The organism is Xenorhabdus sp. KJ12.1 (assembly GCF_963876495.1).
GTDB classification, from domain to species: domain Bacteria; phylum Pseudomonadota; class Gammaproteobacteria; order Enterobacterales; family Enterobacteriaceae; genus Xenorhabdus; species Xenorhabdus stockiae.
On sequence record NZ_CAWNQH010000063.1, the window covers coordinates 49,880 to 70,627 of the forward strand.

Below are 20,748 nucleotides of genomic sequence, written 5' to 3' on the forward strand. Positions count from 1 at the left end.
TAATTAATTATGGTTTGTTTTTATTTCTTTAATATGAAAATGAATTTTATTTTTAGTTTTTAATTTTAAATTTATGGAAATATCCTGAGTTTATACTAGTGTTATCTATATGTGATTAATGGGGATACAGATTGACTTATCAACATTCATCGAGTTAACACCGATGGTGTTATTGTTTTAAATATTTAATGAAACACATCGTATGGAATATGTTTTTAATTTCCAATAATTATTGGAAATAATATAACAACATTGTAATTCTTAGTATTAAATATATAAAAATTAAATAAGGTTACTTAATATGAGTGCAGATTTTTTTTCTCAGGCCTCGAATTTTCAGAGCACGGCCGCAGGCCGTGTTGATCCGCGTACCGGCCTGTTTAATTATGTGATGCCGGTGGCGCACCTTATCGGCAATAACCAACTGGGGCCGGAGTTGACGCTGGCGCTGGCGTACAGCCCGCTGAATTCAGCGGATATCGGCTTTGGTATCGGTTTTTCCCTCGGGCTGACCCACTACGACAGTGAGACAAAAATGCTGCAACTCTCCACCGGCGAGCGCTACCAAGTGGATGAAACGGATAAAAACGTTACTTTACTCCAATACAAACAGGATGTGGTGCGGTTTGAAAAAAACGTCGATGAGGATACGTATCAGGTGATCCATAAATCCGGTCTGGTGGAGATCCTCTCCGGGCCCAAAAATGCCTTTAACCTGAAAGTCCCGGTGAAGATCCTGAATCCGCTGGGGCACAGCCTGCAGCTGGCGTGGGATTATACCGCCGGCGCCGTGCCCCACCTGACGGGGATTTACGATCTGGATAAAAAACACCGGGCGCTGTTGACCGTCAGGACAATACCGGGGGTGGCGACCCGGCTGACCGTCTGGCCCGGCATGTCGGAAAGGTATGAAATTGAAGTGGCGCTGCATAACGGCCGGGTGAGTACCATCACGAACCTGACGGCCGGGCAGACGTTGATCTGGTCACTGGGCTATGACCTGCACTGCCAGTTTTTAAACCGGGTGACGGCCCCGACCGGTTTGCTGGAGGCGGTGACGTATACACAGGACGGCCACCGTTTTCCGGCTAAGGGCCCGGCCGCCGCTTTGCCGTATGTGACCCGCTACAGCCAGTCATCCGGTCTGGAGGACGCCAGTGTCCACACGTATACCTATACAAAGAATAACTTTCTCGGCAGCGGGACCGGGGGCGACTGGAGCCGCAATCAGGATTACCTCTACGGGGTGCTGTCCGATTATCAGTACGGCTCCATCGAACGCTGGGATAACGGGCAGGCGGTCCGGGAGATTACCCGGCGCTACAATAATTACCATTTGCTGGTTTCAGAAACGGTACAGCAGAACAACTGCATACGTCAGCATGAAACGGAGTATTACGCCCAAATCGGGGCGGAGTTTGCGCAACAGCCGCCCCAGTTTCAGCTGCCCAAATCGGCCACGGTCCGCTTTATTGCCGGCAACGGCCAACGGGAAGAGGTGACCCGGACGGAGTTTGATGCGGCCGGCAACCCCACCCTGCTGATTGCCCCGGACGGCACCCGCACGGAGTGGGTTTATTATCCGGCCAAAGGGGAGGTGAGGCGCTCGGATGACGACTGCTACGGCTGTCCGGCTGACCCCCACGGGTTTGTCCGTTACGTTAAATCGAAAACGGTGACCCCGGGAGTGGCTTCCCCCATCGGGGCCTATGACGATGCGCCGGCGCATGAGGTGATTTACCGTTATGACTCGCTGCCCACACTGCCGGGAACAGCGACTAAGACGGCGGTGGTGCGCACGCATCAGTGCCTGTTCCGGGTGGACCGGCATACCCGACAGCGCCGGTTGTTGCATATGCATCAGACCCGCTATGTCTGCCTGCCACACTTCCGCCACTACGGGCGGGTCGATAGCGTTGAGCAGACGGTATATGACGAGGCCGGGCAGGGATGTACCCAGCGACAGGACTTTGACTATCAGCTGGATAAACAGCACCTGAAACAAACCACCCACTGGACGAGTGAGCATGACGGTCTGACGGCATCCAGCGTGCAAATCCACTCCTGCTTCAGCCATAAAGTGGGGTTTGAGCAGGACCACCAGGGCTGTACGGCGTTGTATGAGTATGATGCGTTCGGCCGCCTGTCTAAACAGCTGAACAATGCCGGAACGGCATACGCCCGCGACATTGAGTATGCTTACGCCATTGAACAGGCGGGGGTGGTGGCGACCACCCAGAGCGATGTGCTGGGCAATCAGAGCCGGACCTGGTTTGACGGACAGGGGCGGCGGTGTAAGCAGGCTATTTTGTTGAAAGGGCAGGAGAATGCGGACTGGCAAAAGGTGGCGGAGACGCAGCGGGACAGCTGGGGCCGGGTGGTGAGCCAGACCCGGTATGACCGCTTACCGACCGGGAGCAACCCGGAGGAAACCCGCTGTATTGCGGTCAGTCAGCAGACGGACTATGACGACTGGGGGCAGCCCCGGGTGATAACGGACGTGACGGGAACGCGCCATGTACAGCATTATGACCCGGTGACCCGGATAGCGGAGCAAACGACTCAGGCCGGGGACCTGAAATTTGGCACCACAAAAACCCGCTATAACCTGCGTCACCAGCCGCTGACGGTCACCCTGTTAGACAGCCAGCATCAACCGGTGTCCCGGCAAAGCCACTGGTATGATGGGCTGGGCCGGTTACGGGCCACCCTGGATACGCTGGGGAAGAAAACCGAATACACCTACGATGCCTTTAACCGGGTCGCGACCGTCCGCTACAGTGACGGTACGGTGGTACGGAAAACTTACGCCCCGTTCAGTGCCGGCAATTGGGTCGTGAAAATTGAGGCCGACGGGCAAGTGCTCGGGGAGCGTGAGTTTGACAGTCTGGGGCGGGTGAAGTGGCGCACCGTCGGTGGCCGGACGGAGAAGAACACCTATCAGGGCACCAGCCCGCTGCCGGACACCGTGACAGATGCGTTGGGGCAGACGGTGACGATGCAATATGAGCCGCGGCTGGGTAATGTCCCTCTCCGTGTGACTGCCCCGGGCCTCACCCAGCAGTTTACTTATCAGGGGAAAAGTGGGACGCTGACCCGGGCGGAGGCGGTCGGACAGGCCACGTTGCAACGCACTTATACCCCGGCAGGGCAGCTCAAAGAGGAAACGGTGAAGTTTGATGATGCCGGGGCCGGGCCGGCGCGCCGTGCCGTGTATCACTACGCCCCGACCGGTCAGCTGACGGCCTGTCAGGATATGACGGGGGTCGCGCACCGGTTGCAGTTTGATGATCTGGGCCGGCCGGTGAAAGCGGTGGATGAGGCGGTGACGGTGACCCTCCGGTATGATGCGGCCGGGCGGACAGACCGCTGGACGGTGCAGGACAATGCCAGTGGGCAGCAGTTAGTGACCACCCTGACCTTTGATGATTTCAGCCGGGAAATTGCGCGGCGGATTGAAAGCGGGCCGGACAGACTGACCCTGAGCCAGACTTATACCCTGACCGGGCAACTGGCGAACCGGACCACCGCGGTCCGGCCGGCAAACAGCCCCCAGCCCGCGGTGCCATTGCGGGCAGAGGCTTATACCTACGATGCGAACCGCCGCTGGCTGACGGATTACCGCTGTTCGGGCACGGAATGCCCGCGGGATGCGTACGGGCAGACCCTGAACCGCCAGCAGTTTACCTATGACCGGCTGGGCAACCTGCTGACCTGTCTCACTACGCTGGCGGACGGCAGTCAGGACACGGCCCGTTTCAGTTATACTAATCCGGCCGACCCTTGTCAGTTGACGAAAATCACCCACAGCCATCCGGCCTATCCGGCTACGATTGTGCTCATTTACGATAAATCCGGGCGGCTGATTGAGGATGAGTCGCATCGAATGCTGGCCTATGACGGGCTGGGCCGGCTGGCTTCAGTCACGCAGGCGGGGCGCGCACAGACTTACGGTTATGACGCCAGTGGCCGGCTGGCGTTGCAGCGGCGGGACAAGGCGGACACCCGGGAGTTGTACTATCAGGGGGCCAGCCGGGTGGCGGAAATTCAACGGGAAAGTGGCGCGGTCACGCGGTTGGTGCAGGCGGGCAGTGCGCCGGCGGCGAGTGTCACGGCTGACGGCGTGCATTTACTGGGCACGGACGGGCCGGGCAGTGTGCTGCTGAGCCGTCACAATGAGCGAACCTCGCGTTTTCGCTATACCCCGTACGGGCAGCAGGCGGCGGCGGACAGTGATCCGGATTTGCCGGGGTATAACGGGGAGCGGCAGGACCCGGCCGGAGGCGGGTATCATCTGGGCAACGGCTACCGGACTTATCACCCGGTCCTGATGCGGTTTACGGCGCCGGACAGCCTCAGCCCGTTCGGGGCCGGGGGGCTGAACCCGTATGCGTACTGTCTGGGGGATCCCATTAACCGGACAGATCCCAGTGGGCATCTGAGTGTGGGCAGTATTTTGGGAATAGCGTTAGGTCTGTTTGGCATGGCTGCGGAGTTGGCGGCGGCCATTCCAACGGGGGGAGCCTCCCTGACGTTGAGCGGGGCGATTATCGCTGGGATCGGTTTTTTGGGGGCCGCGACCGGGATTGCCAGTGCCGCGACAGAGAACAGTGATCCGCAGGCGTCTGCTGTTTTGGGCTGGATTTCAATGGGATGTGGGGCGGCCAGTCTGGGCAGTTTGGTGCTCGGTAAGATGGTTGGTGGGTTATGGCAGGCGGAAGCCCAGTTACAAAATAGTTTTAGTTCCGGTGCAAGGACCGCTGTTGCTGCGGGAGAAAGTGAGGCTCCCAGAACGATAGAAGCAGTTACAGCGGAAACAACTATAGTTACTGAGACAGCTAACACAACAAGGGCAGCAGCGACAGCTGAGACAACTGCCAGAAATACATTAGAGTCTTTTGATAGAGCAAATGCGGCAGGGTGGGTACAGGAAGTCATGAGTAATGGGCGTAAAACAGTGCAGTTTAATTTTCCTCCTCTTGCTCAGATGACAGAAAGCATGAAGCAAGATTTTAACGTACTACAGCGCTTGGGTTTTACTTATCTGACTGAGGGAGGAGGAATTAGGTTAACCATGAATAACGGAGTACTTTTGAATGCGGGAGGGAGAACGGTACAAAGATTTATAAATATTGAAAGTAGAACAGTACGTGAATTATATGCACCATTTATAAATGAAAATAGCCAATATGCGGTTAGTACTATCAGTAGATTTCGTTATGAGGAAGGTACTCGCAGGCTTGAATATATGATTGCTGAACTTGAAGAACGTTATATTGATACACGTTTTGAAGTTGGTGACTTGGAGACTTCTGGGTGGAATAGACAATGGAGAGATGCACATCTCTCCGGAATGGCTGCTGACTTACTGCGATTGCTATAACGGGTGATTAGGCAGCGCATAGTGATTAATTTATACGCTGCCTTTTAAAAAATCATTACCATTAAATTAATTCAAAATACTGTCTTACAAGTTCTCTCCCAATCTCAAATGATGCAGTAGCGGCTGGCGAGGGCGCATTACAAACGTGTAATGACCGGCGACCGGTTACAAAGTGAAAATCATCTACTAGTTTACCCTCGGGCGTGACTGCCTGAGCACGGACTCCTGCTGGCCCCGGAGTAATGTCTTCAGGACGTAAATCGGGAATAAGCTGGCGGGCATTTTCAGTAAATAGCCGATGTGAGAATGAGCGGCGCATTTCTGCGATTCCTTCACTTAAATAACGTGAAGCAATTTTCCAGACGCCTTTGTAAGTGAGTATTTCCGCCATATCCCGCAGGTTGCAATCTGTCCGGCGATATCCCTCGCGTTTAAATGCCAGTACCGCATTGGGACCCACATCCCGTTTGCCATTATGCATACGGGTGAAATGAACACCTAAAAATGGGAAATCAGGATTAGGAACGGGATAAATCAAGTGATTGACCAGATGGTTTTTATCACTATTCAGCACATAATATTCGCCGCGAAATGGCACAATTTTCATACCAGTATCGTAGCCTGCCAGTTGAGCTATTCTGTCACTCTGCAAGCCGGCACAGTTCACCAGCCATTTAGCCTGATAGGTGCGTTGTTGGGTTTGCACTTCGATAGAATCACTGTGTTCCCGGATAGCTTGTACAGATTGTTGGCAGTGAATATCTCCACCTCTGGTCTGAATGATTTCAGCCAATTTTGCTGCAATTTCCGGATAATTGACGATCCCGGTATCCGGTACCAGAATGGCTTCAAGACCATTGACATAAGGTTCACGCTCCTTCAAAGCCACCTGTGATAACCGACTAACCTGAAGACCATTCTGCAAACCCCGCTGATAGATATTTTCCAGTAAGGAAAGCTCTTTCAACTGCGTTGCAACAATCACTTTGCCACAGCGGTCGTAGTATAAACCGTGTTCCTGACAAAACTGATATATCGTTTGATTCCCTTTTTTCGCCAGATTGGCTTTCAGGCTGCCGGGCGTATAGTAAATACCGGAATGAACAACATTACTGTTATGCCCGCTTTGATGTGTAGCCACGTTTTTTTCTTTATCCAGCACCAGCAGACGTAAATGTGGGTGCTGCTCCTGTAGCGCATTGGCCGTACCAAGCCCGACTAACCCTGCCCCGATGATAATCACATCATACATTATGCGGTTCCTTCCTTATTACTGTTGTCCGGTATTGTTTATAGCGCAGCAAGTGAATAACACCAGATAATATAATCAGCGCCATTCCTGCCAAATCGGTTAATACGCCCGGCTTAATTAAAAGAAGAGCAGCAATCGTAAAGAAAACTCTTTCCAGCCAGTGCGCTTTTATCATCCAGAAATTGGCAGTGGCAATAGAGAGGGAATAAATGCCAATCAATGCGGTTATTATCATATAAAGAATAGAAAGCACACTTAACTCACTGCCCTGCATCAATAGCGCCGGGTTATACACCAGAATAAAAGGAATAATAAAACCGGGTAAAGCCAGCCGGACAGCACTCCATGATGTCTGCATGGGATCAGAGCGAGCGATACTGGCGGCTGTGTAGCTGGCAAGGGCAACTGGAGGGGTGATATTGGATAATGCCCCGAACCAGAAAACAAAGAAATGTGCCGCTAAGGGCAGAACACCTGCTTTAATGAGAATTGGTGATACGGTGACGGCTACAACAATATATAACGCAGTGGATGGTAAGCCCATGCTGAGCACGATACAGACTACCATTACAACCAGCAGGATCATCCATAGAGTGTTATCTGTCAGGGAAACAATGTTGAAAGCAAGGGTAGAGCCGATCCCGGTCATAGTCACAACGCAGATAATGATACCAATAGCAGCACAGGCAACAGTAACCTGAATGGCTCCACGAGCGGCTTCATTCAGAGCATTGGCTATTTTTGTAAGCGTCATCCGTACCGAAGTATCCGGTGTGACCCAGCTCGCAACAATAATTGCAATAATGCCGAGGAAGCCGGCATAAATGGGTGTTTTTCCAGCTAATAATGACCCGATTACGATAAAAAGGGGTAGGAGCAGTAATCCACGCGCTTTCAGTACAGCTTTTACCTGTGGAATACTTTCTTTACTGATGCCTTTCAAACCCTGTTTTTTGGCTTCTAAATCAATGGCAATAATCAGGGAAGCATAATAGAGCAGTGCGGGAATAATAGCGGCAAGTACAATTGTGGTGTAAGAGATACCGAGAAAACCCGCCATGATAAAGGCGGCAGCTCCCATGATAGGAGGCATAATCATACCACCGGTTGATGCTGCCGCTTCGACAGCGCCGGCAAAGCGTGGCGACAGGCCAATGCTTTTCATCAGTGGAATGGTGAAAGTCCCAGTTGTCGCTACATTAGCAACAGCACTCCCACTGAGTGAGCCTGTCAACGCCGATGAAATGACAGCAACCTGCGCAGGCCCGCCTCTGCGACGTCCGGCGATTGCCAGAGCCAGATCATTGAACAATGCTGTCGCACCACTGACACTCAAAAATGAACCAAACAGGATAAAGACAATGATTGCTGTTGAGGCTGTTGACAGTGTGATCCCGAAAATTCCTTCACCGGTCATAAACAGACGGAATAACAGGCGCTCGATAGAAAAACCTGCATGTCCGAAAATGCCGATAAAATATTGGCCGAATAAAGCATACACAATAGCGAAAACAGATAATCCCGGAATGAAATAACCCGTTGTTCGTCTTGCGGCCTCAAGTAATAGGGCAATGCCAACGATAGCCATCACATAATCTGTGGTATTGGGAATACTGTTTCTGACAACATGTAAGTCGATGTAAGTAAAATAGAAATAGCCGTAACTGATCAGAGTAAGCAGGATGATAAGATAATCCCAAAGATTGAGTTTTGCTGTCGCCTGTTGTCTGGAAACCGGAAAGAGTATAAAGCCCAGTACCAGAATACCGCCAAGAAAGATCACATTACGGTAAAATTCCTGTGTATTAGATAACGCATTAGCGTAGATGGCATAAAGAGAAATAGCGATCGCGAGCAAGGTAGCTATCTGTTTGTAAGGACTGATTAAATGGCGATTACCGGAACCGGATTCCTTATCCAGTTCAGCACAAGACGATGTTAATGGCGCAATACTCATAATGATTCCTTATGAAAACACATAATCGGACGAGAAGGGGCTTACAATTTGCTCATTACTGAGGTTGAGCTGTGGCTGCATGAATTTCCGGCGGGATAAGCTCATCAGGAATAGGCAGCCCGATTTCCCGGTAATATCTGTAGGCTCCCGGATGCAGCGGAACGGCAACGCCTTTAAGGGCATTTTCCGGGGAAATATATTTGGCCGCGCTGTGAATTTGATGAACTTCTTTCAGGTTTTCAAACATTGATTTTGTTAATTCATAAACGATTTTTTCATCAATCTCACGGGTGGTCATCAGAATATTGGGCTGAGCAATCGTGTGAACGGTTTCACTTTGACGGGGGTAAGTTTCTGGCTGAATGACAAAACGAAACCAAGAATTAGCGATAGCATTAATCTGCTTCAATTGCTGATCGGTCACATTCAGGATACGAGCAGAGACACCGCTGGCGTACATATCCGTGACCGCTGAGGCGGGAACCCCCGCAGGTATTGCGCCACCATCAAGACGGCCATCGCGCATTGCAGAAACGGTATCACTGTAACCGAGATATTCCGGGCTAATATTTTTCTTGCTAAGGTTGACCCCTTGCAAAATAATCAAGGTAGACTGCTCTGTGCCACTGGCTTGTGGGCCAACGGAAAAACGGGTATTGGCGATGTCGTTTAACGTACCCTCTTTGATTTTATCGTCCATCATCACAAAGTGTTCGACATTAGGCCAGAGTACCGAGATGGAACGCAGATCCTGATAAGGCCGATTTTCGAAATTACGGACACCCTGATAGGCTTCAACAGCAATCAAACTTTGTAAAATAACAAGCTGTGCCTCATTTTTCTGGAGTAAATCAATATTCTCAATTGATCCTGCGGAAGATTGGCCTGTGACCTGAATATTTTCATCCTTGAGGTGATGGCTCCACACATTGGCAAGCCCGACGCCTATCGGGTAAAAGGTTCCTCCTGTGGATGCCGTGGCAACGGAAAGAAATCGTTTATCGGCATTCTTCATTTTTCCAATAATAGCCATGAAAATTAAGGCAATAGCAGCGATGACTGCCAGCAGTGCTTTTGTTCTTTTGGGTGTTAATATTTTTGTGACTGACATAATAGGGTTTACCGAAAATTGTGTAATTGATGATGTGGTGTTTCATTTATAGTTAATGTAAGTATGAACTTATCTGTTTTTCTTTTTGTAAATGACTGCATTATGCTATGAGATAGTTTAATGAGTCATAAAGAAGGTAAAATATAAATATAATTGCCACAATCATAAATCTAATGTTTTTACGGGGCTTTATTGTGAAAGTTTGAACGGAGTCACGTCTTTATCAATTTCATTAACTTACATCTTCATTAATGCAAAAAATATCAAAGATGATCAATTAAATAATTCAGTGAATAATAATGAAGTATCTATGGTTTTGCGTATTTAAACATTATTGATAGTCGGCATAGCAAGGACATTTTTTAGTGTTGAATGATATTTTGGTGATTAGGCCTGTTTTTTCTAAACAATGTATCATTATTTTAATGATTTTATAGTTCAGGGTAATGTGATGGGAACATATTAATTATAAATGATAAATTATTGCTTTTTTTATTTTTATCATCGAATCTTGATCTAAGTGACATAATTGTCACTGTGCCTAAATTTATTCTTAAGATGAATGTCATGCGGTTTATTTCCCCATTTTCTTTGGTTGTGGAGAAAATGAGAAATAGTTTCTATAGGGAATGCTAAACGGTTTGACTTTTCAGTTGATGTTTCTATAAAAACAACAGTTCGGCAGAAAGTTGGCTCCCTTTATTTTAAATAATAAGAAGTAAATTTGAAATAAGAGGGTTATAAACTATCAATGATATTGATAAATCGATTATTTATATTATTTATTTAAAAATCATTGATGAAAAAAAACAGTTTTATATGAATGTTATTCATTGAGATGAGAGAAAAAATACCGTAGAGTCATGCTACTTTTATGAAGACCTGTCGTTAATAACTTCTTCCTATATAAAGACTACTCTGTTATTACCTCATCAGGAGATAAATCATGGCTGCTACACACAATGGTATTCACTACTATGATGTATCAACCCGTTATGCGCGTATCTCAGTATCGGATTCTGGCGGTAACGGGTTACCTGTTTTATTTATACATGGGAATTCAAGTAGTAAAGAAATATTTTGTCATCAAGTAGAGTACTTTAAAAAGAATTATCGGGTTTTGGCTCTTGATTTACCGGGACACGGGGCATCTTCCAATGCCAGTGAGCCCCGTAAGGCATATTCAATGCCTGCCTATGCCCATACTGTTATTGAAGTACTGGAAAAGATCGGCATAAACAGAGTTGTTGTTTTCGGCTGGTCATTAGGCGGGCATATCGGACTGGAGATGCTGGCTTTGTTTCCCAAAATGATTGGGTTGATGATTTGTGGTACACCACCTGTAGCCGCCGGTAAAGATAATGTCGCACTTGGTTTTCGTCAGAGCGAACATATGGGGCTTGCAGGTAAGGCTGATTTTACTGAAGAGGATGTGAAAAATTATGCCTATGAGACAGTAGGTATTAATGCGCCTCATGATCAGTTTATTTTTGATGCGGTGGCGAGAACGGATGGTTTATCACGCCAGTATATGTTTGAAGCCTTTACTTCTCCACAGGCAACAGATCAACGATTATTGGCTGAAACAAGCAAAATACCTTTGGCTATCGTCAATGGGAGCGGAGATCCGTTCATTAATGCGCAGTATATTGAAGGCCTGAATTACCAAAATCTTTGGCAGGAGCAGGTTATTAGTTTAGCGGGTGTGGATCATGCCCCGTTTTGGGAGGCTCCAACCCGATTTAATCCTATACTTGCTGATTTTCTTTGTGATTTTTAATCATTCGTTTAATGAGTGGCTGGGAATTACCTGCATTATTTATCTGGATATATCCATGTAAGTGCCCAGCCTCAGATCAGCCAGATATATGAGGCTTTTTATTGTTTTGTGATTTCCATCACTTGAACAATTCTTTAATATTTCTTACTAATTTTCGACAAAATATATCGTTTAATATTGTCATAAATTTTCTAGCTTATTGAATATCCCAATTATAAATATTTGGTTAAAAATTATTAAAAGAAATTATGTTTTGTTTTTATGTGAAAAATAAGTATTTTTTCCACACTTTTCCAAAAAAATAAACTTTTAATCAGGATCACAGTTTCGGTTGTTTTCCTTTGCTGTAATGTTTTCGTGTTATTAATACCAATGCTTAATCATTTTCTCCCGTCATTTTTGCTTATCACTTTTTACTCAACATTCTGATTATTCAAGTCCATAAGCGCCGTGTAGTGCAGTAGTAGGGATTAAGAATGACACTAAAAATTAGTCTATTTAAGGTATTGGAGACATGAAACATTATGCAATCGCTATTACAGCTTATCCATCGACATAAATCGGGTGAATCAGTCGGCATTTACTCTATTTGTTCCGCTCATCCCTGGGTACTGGAAAGTGCACTCCGGTTCGCTAGAGAACGGGGAACTCACGTATTGATTGAAGCCACATCCAATCAGGTTAACCAGTTTGGTGGCTATACCGGAATGAAGCCCGCTGATTTTCGTAATAGAGTTTGGGAGATCGCAGATTTAATCGGTTTTCCGAGAGAAAAAATATGGCTGGGAGGAGATCATCTGGGGCCTAACGCCTGGCAGGATCAACCTGCTGAAGAAGCGATGACACTTGCAGAAACCCTTATTTATGATTACGTCGCTGCTGGCTTTCGTAAAATTCATCTCGATTGCTCCATGTCCTGCGCCGACGATCCTGTCCCATTGACTGACGACATTGTGGCTAAACGGGCAGCCCGTCTTTGTCTGGCTGCTGAACAAAGCTGGCAGATCAATGGCGGTGAAAAACCGGTTTATGTGATTGGTACAGAAGTTCCTGTTCCGGGGGGAACGACGGAAGAAGACGTTGTGGATGAAATGCAGGTGACGACCCCTGTTTCTGCGGCATCTACACTGAAAATTCATCGGGCAGAATGGGTGAAAGCACATCTGGCACACGTTTGGCCGCGAGTCATTGCATTGGTTGTGCAGCCGGGTGTTGAGTTCGGTAATCACCAAATTGAACATTATCAACCGGAAAAAGCGTATTCGCTCAGTCAGTATATCGCGACACAACCGAATATTGTTTATGAAGCTCATTCAACGGATTACCAGACACCACAAACTTATCGTAATCTGGTTCGTGATCACTTTGCCATTCTAAAAGTGGGTCCGGCACTAACCTTTGCCTTGCGGGAAGGGCTGTTTGCTCTTGATAAGCTGGATCGCGAATGGAATGGAGAATCAGAGGCTGTTCATTTAAGTGAAACACTGGAGCAGGTTATGTGCAATCAGCCGGAATATTGGCGTTCGTACTATAAAGGCAATGCTCATGAACAGTATCTTGATCGCCAATATAGTTTAAGTGATCGCATCCGCTACTACTGGGCCAATTCTGAAGTTGAATCTGCTGTTGAAAAGTTGCTCTCTAACCTGCGGCGCAGGCCGCTCCCTCTTTCCATGATAAGCCAGTACTTGCCTGAACAGGCCAAAGCCATTAATGCTGGTAGTCTTGCTTATGATGATCCCAAACTATGGGTTATGGATAAAATCCGACAGATACTGAGGGATTACGCAGAGGCTTGTGAAGCAGGAGGGATTGCATTATGACGGCTTTTTTCCCTCATTCATCTCAGTGGTTGACTGAACATCAGGCTCATCATACAGCGGAAGAGATCCAGCATCAGCCCAGATTGTGGCGTACTCTGTATCATGAACTGCAACACAGTCGGCCGTACTGGCAACCTTTTCTCCAGCAGTTGTTCATAAAACCGGATTTACAGATTATTTTGTGTGGAGCAGGGTCTTCGGCCTTTGTGGGGAAGGCGATTGCTCCCTATCTGCGTAAAATCTGGTGGTCTGAGGCAAAATTGGGTGGCGGAAATAAATGCGGGCCTGATATTCAGGCCGTTGCTTCCACAGATATTGTCCCTGCTCCCCTGCAATATCTGGATACGACTAAACCCACTTTACTGGTTTCTTATGCCCGTTCCGGTAACAGTCCTGAAAGTATTGCTGTCATTCAACTGGCTGATTCTCTCCTGGCTGATTGTCACCATCTGATCCTGACTTGTAATCCGGAAGGGGAACTGGCTCGTTATGCTGAGAGCAGAAAACATGTTTGTTCGTTAATTATGCCGGAAGGGGCCAACGATCGTAGCTTTGCCATGACTTCAAGTTTCAGCTGTATGGCGTTGGCAACGCTGTTACTTCTGGGTGAGCGGACTTTTGATATGGCAACGCAAAAAGATGCTCTGGAAAGAGTAGCTGCGCTGTGTGAAACACAGGCATCTGGCTGGCAACCGCTGATCCAGCGAATTATCGGGCTGGGATTCAAGCGAATGATTGCGCTGGGCACTGCCGGTTTTGCGGGTATTGCTGAAGAAGGTGCGCTCAAAATGCTGGAATTAACCGCAGGCCGGATAGCAACACGTTATGACTCTTGCATGGGAGTACGGCACGGGCCGAAGTTTATGATTGATCATGATACGCTAGTGGTTGTTATGCTCTCCGCTGATCCCCATTGCCGCCATTATGATATCGATTTGCTCAATGAACTCAGACGCGATGGTCTGGCAAAACAAATCATCGTCCTAACCAGTCAGCCTCATCCTGAATCTCTGGAAATTCTTGCCGACTTACCGGATAGCTGGCTTATTTTTCCGTATTTACTTTTTTTTCAGCTACTGGGTTTTGAAACCTCACTGGCGCTTGGCCTTTCTCCCGATAACCCATGCCCGACAGGTGAAGTTAACCGAGTAGTAAAAGGCGTTCAGATTTATCCCTATACCCGATCAGACTATACCTAATCAGAATAGTAAAAGGAGTTCTCATGTCTACCCCAAATATCCTATTAACCCGTATCGATAATCGCTTGATACACGGGCAGGTTGGCGTTACCTGGGCAAATTCTCTGGGTGCCAATCTGGTTGTGGTGGCGAATGACGAAGCGGCAAATGATCTTGTTCAGCAGTCTCTTATGGACATGGTGATGTCTGATGGTGTCCAGACTCGCTATTTTACTCTGCAAAAAACGATTGATGTTATTCATAACGCTGCGGAACGGCAGAAAATTTTCATCGTTTGTAAAACACCGCAGGATGTACTGACACTCGTAAAAGGTAATGTTCCAATCCATTTTGTAAATATCGGGAATATGCATTTTTCAGAAGGAAAAAAGCAGATCCATAAAACAGTTGCTGTTGATAAAGGGGATATTGAGACTTTTATCGAACTACAAAAAAGGGGTATTCCCTGTGAAATCCGTCGAGTACCGGATGAATCGGGTGAAGATATCGCTAATCTTCTGAACTGAGGGGAGTGAATATGTTTGTTGACGCACTTTTGATCTCAATACTGGCAGGCATAGCAGGGATTGATTTATTCAACGGATTGACACATATCCACCGCCCGGTTGTTATCGGGCCGTTGGTCGGACTGATTTTAGGGGATATCCAGACTGGGTTATTAGTTGGTGGCGCGTTAGAACTTGTCTGGATGGGAATGGTGCCGCTGGCTGGAGCCCAACCTCCCAATGTCGTGATTGGCGGGATAATCGGGACGACTTTTGCCATTCTCACACAGGCTGATCCTAAAGTCGCGGTGGGTATTGCAGTGCCTTTTGCTATCGCTGTGCAGGGCTGTATCACACTGCTGTTTACCGTTTATTCACCGATGATGCACAAATGTGATCAGATGGCAAAAAAACGCAACTGGCGCGGGATAGAATGGGTTAACTATTTTGGTCTCATTATCCTGTTCTGCTTCTATTTTATTGTTGCCTTCCTGCCTATCTACTTTGGTGCAGATACTGCCAGAGCCGTTGTACAACAAGCACCAAAATGGCTGCTTGATGGTCTTTCTGTTGCGGGTGGCATGATGCCGGCTATTGGTTTTGCATTGTTAATGAAAGTCATGATGAAAAAAACCTATGTGGCTTATTTCATTCTGGGTTTTATTTCAATCACTTTCCTGCAATTACCGATCATTGCTGTCGCGCTGGGTGCACTCGCAATTGCTTTAATCGATTTTTTCAATCGTACTCGTGACGATAATGGGAATCCGCAAGGTACATCATCACAGTCAAATTCCGCAGAGGAGATGCAAGATGGCATTTAATAAATTGGATAAGGCAGCGTCTGAAAAAAGTCGCAAGCATGGAAAGGATATCGCTCAGGATAGCAACTCGGCAGATCGTGATGATTATATCGATATGACACCGGCAGAAGATTTAACTAAACGTGAAATCAACGTTATGGCCCTGCGTTCTTTGTTGTTACAGGCTTCTTTCAATTATGAACGTATGCAGGCCGGAGGCTGGCTCTACACGCTTATCCCGTCGTTGCGTAAGATCCACAAAAATCCTGACGATTTGACTAGCTCGATGAAAATGCACATGGAATTTCTCAATGTCCATCCGTTTGATGTGACTTTCCTGTCTGGTCTGGTGTTGGCGATGGAGCGCAGTAAAGAGAAAATTTCCACTATCCGCGCGGTAAAAGTTGCCCTGATGGGGCCATTAGGCGGGATAGGTGACGCGCTGTTTTGGTTAACATTATTGCCAATCTGTGCGGGTATCGGGGCTTCATTAGCGTTACAGGGCAGTATTCTGGGGCCCATTCTGTTCCTTCTGATGTTCAATATTGTGCATTTTGCGCTGCGTTTTGGTCTGGCGCATTACGGTTATCACACCGGCACCAAAGCGATAACCATGCTAAAAGTTCATACAAAAAACATTTCTCATGCTGCTTCGATTGTCGGTATGACGGTTATTGGCGCGCTTGTGGCTTCTTATGTCCATCTTTCGACACCTTTTGTTATGAAGGCTGGTGAGGCAAAAATCGCATTGCAGACCGACGTTCTCGATAAGCTGATGCCGAATTTGTTGCCTCTCACCTTTACTTTGCTGGTTTATTGGCTGATGAAACGCGGTTTCTCGCCAGTAAAACTTATCGGTATCACAGCCGTATTTGGGGTTGTTGGTAAATTGGTGGGATTTTTATAAGGAAAAAACATGCTGGGTATTGTAATCACAGGACACGGATTGTTTGCCAGTGGTCTGTTACAGGCGGTGGTGCAGATTATTGGTAAACAGTCGTCATGCATTGCCATTGATTTTCCCGATGGTATGACCACAGAGCAACTGTCTCAGGAATTATATACCGCCAGAGAGGCGTGTGATTCGGGGAAAGGGGGGATTTTCCTGACAGATTTGTTAGGGGGTTCTCCTTTTCGTCAGGCGGCTCAACTGGCTTTAATTCACCCTCAGTGGCAGGTTATTACGGGTACGAATATGCAACTCGCTGTTGAAATGATGATGGTACGTGATGAGATGAATGCGGTTGAGTTTCGTGATATGGCACTGGAATGTGGGCATCGCGGGCTGACCAGTCTGTGGCACCAGCAGCAACAGCAACAACAAGTAAAACAACAGGTATTATCTGATGACACAGATGGTATCTGAGGAGTCCGTATGTTTTTAATCTCTAACAGTAAAATGTTGAAAAAAGCCCAGCGGGAAGGTTATGCCGTTCCGGCATTCAACGTCCATAATCTGGAAACGGTGCAGGTTGTGGTTGAAACAGCGGCAAAAATGGAGTCTCCGGTCATTCTGGCCGGAACTCCGAGTACCTTCACTTATGCAGGTCTTGAATACATGGTTTCTATCTGCAAAGAAGCCGCGAAAATCAATAAACTCCCGCTGGCACTACATCTTGATCACCATGAAGATATCAATGATATTCGTCACAAAGTAGAAACAGGGATCCGTTCAGTTATGATAGATGGCTCTCATTTCCCTTTCGAAAAAAATATATCTACGGTGGCTGAAGTTGTACGTTTATGTCAGCGTTTTGATGCCAGTGTAGAAGCCGAGCTGGGAAGGCTGGGAGGGCAGGAAGATGATTTGACAGTTGACAGTAAAGACAGTTTTTATACCGACCCATTAGCCGCGAAAGAATTTGTTGAACGAACCGGAATAGATTCATTGGCAGTGGCCATTGGCTCTGCTCACGGGCTTTATCAGGGAGAACCTCATCTGGATTTCTCACGTCTGGAAGAAATTCATCGCCATGTAGAGGTTCCATTGGTTTTACATGGGGCATCCGGCATACCAGAGGAGATGATCCATAAATCAATTGCACTGGGTATTTGTAAAGTCAACGTCGCAACAGATTTAAAAATTGCTTTTGCTGATGCGGTAAAAGCCTATTTCGCTCAGTATCCTGATGCTAATGATCCGAGAAAATATATTACACCGGGTAAAATTGCGATGCAGAAAGTAGTAGAGAAGAAAATTACTATTTGTGGTAGTGCAGGGAGGGTATAGGTTTCATAGCGAATGAATTGGACTGATATGCACTTCGTCTTTCAGGTTGCCTCTTTGTTGGCTGCGCTCGTTTACCCCAGCCACCGTTTTTATCTACATACGGTTATCTAAGCACCTAGGGATGAACTCCCTTACCACTGTGATGTAGCCAGAAATCCATAGGATATATGTTAAGCTCTTGATCGATGTCACAAAAATAGTGAAAACCATAAGTTAGTTATTACTGAATATGATAACCATATGAAAGTACTTTGGTTATCTAAAGGTATTCAAAATGAACAAATGGTTAGCGATCGCAAGCTCAGTGCTTATTCTTTCTGGTTGTAAGGTTGATGTTGAAACGAAAGTGAATACGGATGATCTTACCTCGGTTGAACATAAACTGGTTAAGGGCAACATCGATATTGAAGTCTCATCCTGTAATGATTACGAAGACTCGCGCAAAGAATCAAAAAATGTCATTGAATTAAAAAAGAAAATACCCACTATTTTTAAAAATGCCGAGTATGTAGAGTGTTATCGTAAGAAATTTGATTCCTATGCACATTTCACTATTCCTGTTGCTGTAGGAGTATCACCAGAAAATGGTCTGAGTCATGATGCAGATGTCTTTATCCTTTCTCACCAAAAAACCTATGCGGGTGCGCTGATCCCCAAAGATGTGCTTGATAGAATCAAAAAGGCACAAAAAGATATGATGGGAAAACTCGATATCAGAATGACTATTATTCTGGAAAGAGGATCCAAACCCGTACCAACACTGGTTAGTCTTGGTACTTATTTGACAAGCGCGAAAAATAAAGATTACCCGGTTGTTGCAAGTGGAATTAACCTAGCGAAGGAAATGAAATTCAGATTATCAGATGTTTCCAACTCAGCTTTATCTACGGGCGAACTTGTTTCTTTTCTTGTCACGCCTGACTATTTTGATTTCTTACAGGCAGCTAAAAAATAGCTGTCCATGCCTTGAACTAAAATAATTATTTTCAATAATGAGGCCGCAGAAATGCGGCTTCAGATTAACGCCACCAGAACTGACCGTCTGTCATGGCTTCGAGGCTCCGTCTCATGGGGGTTGCCCCGTTGGCTCCATCCATATTGCACCGGAGAAGGCGTTGCAAAACCGGCCTAATCAAAATAGATCAGTCGGTAATTCCTGTAATCTAATTAAACCACTAAGGTTTTACTGTCCATTCCGCAATAGTTACAATAACATCTAAAGATGCCTCCTGTTTGATATGTGTAGTCGTTTTTCCGCAGTGTGATTTTTCGGAATTGCTGCTATTTATGAACTCTTCTACTCTGTTGGGCAAAAGAAGTGCATCAATGTGTATTTTTAATAACAAGGAACGGTTTACCGTGGAAGAAACATTTTTACGTGGTGATAAGCTCGAAAGTTATTTACCAATGGGGGAGAATGGTCAGGCCGTCCACCTTTCAGCACTACAACTACGTGAGACTTTACGTTTGCGGCAGCTTTCTGAAGTAGCTAACTCTCTGGCTATTCCGCAAGTTAATGAACAAGGTGATCGTATTGATTGGTACGCGAGCTTTTCCGGTAATGTTGTTCCTTGGGCGGCTGCAACGGATGATGAACGTCAAGCTGCATTGAAACAACTGGAAGCTAATAAAGTGGCAATCGAGCAACTCAGTGCTCAAATGTTAAGTCAAAAGACGCATGAAATGCGTCTTTTTGGGGCCTTGTTGAGTAAGACGATACAATTTCCTGATAAGGATCATGTATATTTGGTCGATGGTAAACCCGTATTGACTTTTTGGGGATTTGTCAATGCTCAGCAACAGGCTCGCCCTAATCCTTTTGATTGCCTAAAATTAAACCGTCCTGCTCCCTCTAATACTGGAAAATCTACTGGTATCCCGCCAGTTCCTACAACACTCGCTAAGCCATCTGTAAAAATAGAAGAAGTACTTTCAATATCCCGTTCAGCGGGAAAACAGACTCGGCGTTGGGTAATACCACGTTGGTTGTGGTGGGTGTTACCCATTTTATTGCTTTTTATCTTACTTATGTTACTGCGCGGCTGTGTACCCAATTGGTATTTTTGGGGAGTATCACCTTCCACTCATCTTGTTTCTAAACTTCCAATGCAGGAAGAGAAAAATTTGCAAGATGGAAAAAGAATATTATTACCACCAGAAATAGCTGTTTCTCCGCCAGAGACAAATACTATTGACGCAATGAATCCAACTTTGTCTACACAGTTAAATTTACCTACTACACCGACTGTAGGGCTGAATTCTACATCTGGTAAGGTATCAATACCTTCACCTTTATCAACAGTCGATAATACCCCCCCTGTATTGTTAAAGGTTCCATCTGTTGATGCATTAGTGATCCCTGATAATGCTGTACAAAAAGGAACCGTTGATTTTCTCAATGGACGTTGGTACGCGGGGGCAGGAATTCAGGATATCCGAACGGGTAAACCCCTCAGATTGATGTATCAAGTTACTGATGGAAAAGGGTTTGTTGAAATGGTTCGTGGAGATGGTATTCGTTGCCAAGCACCTGTCACAGCGGCTATGGAATCCGGTAGCTTAAAATTGGATAACCATGATGAAGCAAAGTGTAGCGATGGTTCAACTTATACTATGCCTGAAGTTATCTGTCAGTCAGATAGTCAAGGTGTAACGGCGTGCAAAGGACGCTATAACGAAAAAACTTTATTTCCTATGTCGATAAAGCGAGAGGCAGATTAACGAC

14 protein-coding genes are annotated in these 20,748 nt (G+C 46.5%); 11 read left to right on the forward strand and 3 right to left on the reverse strand.

Features of this window, described 5'->3' with window-relative positions:
- Positions 1 to 301: 301 nt before the first annotated feature.
- The gene (locus AACS92_RS08720; protein WP_099110829.1) at positions 302 to 5,383 is read left to right on the forward strand and encodes an RHS repeat domain-containing protein; all 5,082 of its coding nucleotides are present in this window, start codon (positions 302 to 304) and stop codon (positions 5,381 to 5,383) included.
- Positions 5,384 to 5,444: 61 nt separating this feature from the next.
- Here AACS92_RS08720 and lhgO read toward each other — a convergent pair whose 3' ends face one another.
- The 3 genes from lhgO to AACS92_RS08735 are packed head-to-tail and all read right to left on the reverse strand — an operon-like array spanning position 5,445 to position 9,703.
- Positions 5,445 to 6,635, reverse strand: a complete 1,191-nt coding sequence (lhgO, locus tag AACS92_RS08725; RefSeq protein ID WP_099110830.1) for an L-2-hydroxyglutarate oxidase — start codon at positions 6,633 to 6,635, stop codon at positions 5,445 to 5,447.
- Positions 6,628 to 8,592 carry a TRAP transporter permease gene (locus tag AACS92_RS08730; protein WP_099110831.1) on the reverse strand — a complete coding sequence of 655 codons (1,965 nt, stop codon included), beginning with the start codon at positions 8,590 to 8,592 and terminating at the stop codon, positions 6,628 to 6,630. Before AACS92_RS08730 ends, lhgO begins: the two co-directional genes overlap by 8 nt.
- A 55-nt stretch (positions 8,593 to 8,647) precedes the next feature.
- Positions 8,648 to 9,703 carry a TAXI family TRAP transporter solute-binding subunit gene (locus tag AACS92_RS08735; protein ID WP_099110832.1) on the reverse strand — a complete coding sequence of 352 codons (1,056 nt, stop codon included), beginning with the start codon at positions 9,701 to 9,703 and terminating at the stop codon, positions 8,648 to 8,650.
- 946 nt (positions 9,704 to 10,649) lie between these two features.
- On the opposite strand from AACS92_RS08735, the gene AACS92_RS08740 reads away from it, so the two are divergent.
- From AACS92_RS08740 to AACS92_RS08785, 10 genes are all read left to right on the forward strand, one after another.
- Positions 10,650 to 11,483, forward strand: a complete 834-nt coding sequence (locus AACS92_RS08740; protein ID WP_099110833.1) for an alpha/beta fold hydrolase — start codon at positions 10,650 to 10,652, stop codon at positions 11,481 to 11,483.
- 524 nt (positions 11,484 to 12,007) lie between these two features.
- On the forward strand, positions 12,008 to 13,306 hold the full coding sequence (locus tag AACS92_RS08745) for a D-tagatose-bisphosphate aldolase, class II, non-catalytic subunit (protein WP_099110834.1): 1,299 nt from the start codon (positions 12,008 to 12,010) through the stop codon (positions 13,304 to 13,306).
- Complete coding sequence (locus tag AACS92_RS08750) at positions 13,303 to 14,505, forward strand: SIS domain-containing protein (RefSeq protein ID WP_099110835.1); 1,203 nt, start codon at positions 13,303 to 13,305, stop codon at positions 14,503 to 14,505. Before AACS92_RS08745 ends, AACS92_RS08750 begins: the two co-directional genes overlap by 4 nt.
- A gap of 23 nt (positions 14,506 to 14,528) precedes the next feature.
- Complete coding sequence (agaV, locus tag AACS92_RS08755; protein ID WP_099110836.1) at positions 14,529 to 15,011, forward strand: PTS N-acetylgalactosamine transporter subunit IIB; 483 nt, start codon at positions 14,529 to 14,531, stop codon at positions 15,009 to 15,011.
- An 11-nt stretch (positions 15,012 to 15,022) separates the two neighbouring features.
- Positions 15,023 to 15,814 carry a PTS N-acetylgalactosamine transporter subunit IIC gene (gene agaW / locus AACS92_RS08760; RefSeq protein WP_099110837.1) on the forward strand — a complete coding sequence of 264 codons (792 nt, stop codon included), beginning with the start codon at positions 15,023 to 15,025 and terminating at the stop codon, positions 15,812 to 15,814.
- Positions 15,804 to 16,700 (forward strand): PTS system mannose/fructose/sorbose family transporter subunit IID, encoded by an 897-nt coding sequence (locus AACS92_RS08765; protein ID WP_099110838.1) that lies wholly within the window; start codon positions 15,804 to 15,806, stop codon positions 16,698 to 16,700. Before agaW ends, AACS92_RS08765 begins: the two co-directional genes overlap by 11 nt.
- A 9-nt stretch (positions 16,701 to 16,709) precedes the next feature.
- A complete protein-coding gene (gene agaF / locus AACS92_RS08770; RefSeq protein ID WP_099110839.1) occupies positions 16,710 to 17,159 on the forward strand; it encodes a PTS galactosamine/N-acetylgalactosamine transporter subunit IIA in 450 nt (149 codons plus the stop codon).
- Between the two features lie 9 nt (positions 17,160 to 17,168).
- On the forward strand, positions 17,169 to 18,023 hold the full coding sequence (locus AACS92_RS08775) for a tagatose bisphosphate family class II aldolase (protein WP_099110840.1): 855 nt from the start codon (positions 17,169 to 17,171) through the stop codon (positions 18,021 to 18,023).
- 274 nt (positions 18,024 to 18,297) lie between these two features.
- The gene (locus tag AACS92_RS08780) at positions 18,298 to 18,978 is read left to right on the forward strand and encodes a DUF7424 family protein (RefSeq protein ID WP_099110841.1); all 681 of its coding nucleotides are present in this window, start codon (positions 18,298 to 18,300) and stop codon (positions 18,976 to 18,978) included.
- A 371-nt stretch (positions 18,979 to 19,349) separates the two neighbouring features.
- Positions 19,350 to 20,744, forward strand: coding sequence for an SrfA family protein (locus AACS92_RS08785; protein ID WP_099110842.1), 1,395 nt, complete (start codon positions 19,350 to 19,352; stop codon positions 20,742 to 20,744).
- Positions 20,745 to 20,748: the final 4 nt, after the last annotated feature.

Excerpts from the sequence above, each read along its gene's own strand:
- AACS92_RS08720 (WP_099110829.1), top strand. The coding sequence starts at position 302 with ATGAGTGCAGATTTTTTTTCTCAGGCCTCGAATTTTCAGAGCACGGCC.
- lhgO (WP_099110830.1), bottom strand. The coding sequence starts at position 6,635 with ATGTATGATGTGATTATCATCGGGGCAGGGTTAGTCGGGCTTGGTACG.
- AACS92_RS08730 (WP_099110831.1), bottom strand. The coding sequence starts at position 8,592 with ATGAGTATTGCGCCATTAACATCGTCTTGTGCTGAACTGGATAAGGAA.
- AACS92_RS08735 (WP_099110832.1), bottom strand. The coding sequence starts at position 9,703 with ATGTCAGTCACAAAAATATTAACACCCAAAAGAACAAAAGCACTGCTG.
- AACS92_RS08740 (WP_099110833.1), top strand. The coding sequence starts at position 10,650 with ATGGCTGCTACACACAATGGTATTCACTACTATGATGTATCAACCCGT.
- AACS92_RS08745 (WP_099110834.1), top strand. The coding sequence starts at position 12,008 with ATGCAATCGCTATTACAGCTTATCCATCGACATAAATCGGGTGAATCA.
- AACS92_RS08750 (WP_099110835.1), top strand. The coding sequence starts at position 13,303 with ATGACGGCTTTTTTCCCTCATTCATCTCAGTGGTTGACTGAACATCAG.
- agaV (WP_099110836.1), top strand. The coding sequence starts at position 14,529 with ATGTCTACCCCAAATATCCTATTAACCCGTATCGATAATCGCTTGATA.
- agaW (WP_099110837.1), top strand. The coding sequence starts at position 15,023 with ATGTTTGTTGACGCACTTTTGATCTCAATACTGGCAGGCATAGCAGGG.
- AACS92_RS08765 (WP_099110838.1), top strand. The coding sequence starts at position 15,804 with ATGGCATTTAATAAATTGGATAAGGCAGCGTCTGAAAAAAGTCGCAAG.
- agaF (WP_099110839.1), top strand. The coding sequence starts at position 16,710 with ATGCTGGGTATTGTAATCACAGGACACGGATTGTTTGCCAGTGGTCTG.
- AACS92_RS08775 (WP_099110840.1), top strand. The coding sequence starts at position 17,169 with ATGTTTTTAATCTCTAACAGTAAAATGTTGAAAAAAGCCCAGCGGGAA.
- AACS92_RS08780 (WP_099110841.1), top strand. The coding sequence starts at position 18,298 with ATGAACAAATGGTTAGCGATCGCAAGCTCAGTGCTTATTCTTTCTGGT.
- AACS92_RS08785 (WP_099110842.1), top strand. The coding sequence starts at position 19,350 with ATGTGTATTTTTAATAACAAGGAACGGTTTACCGTGGAAGAAACATTT.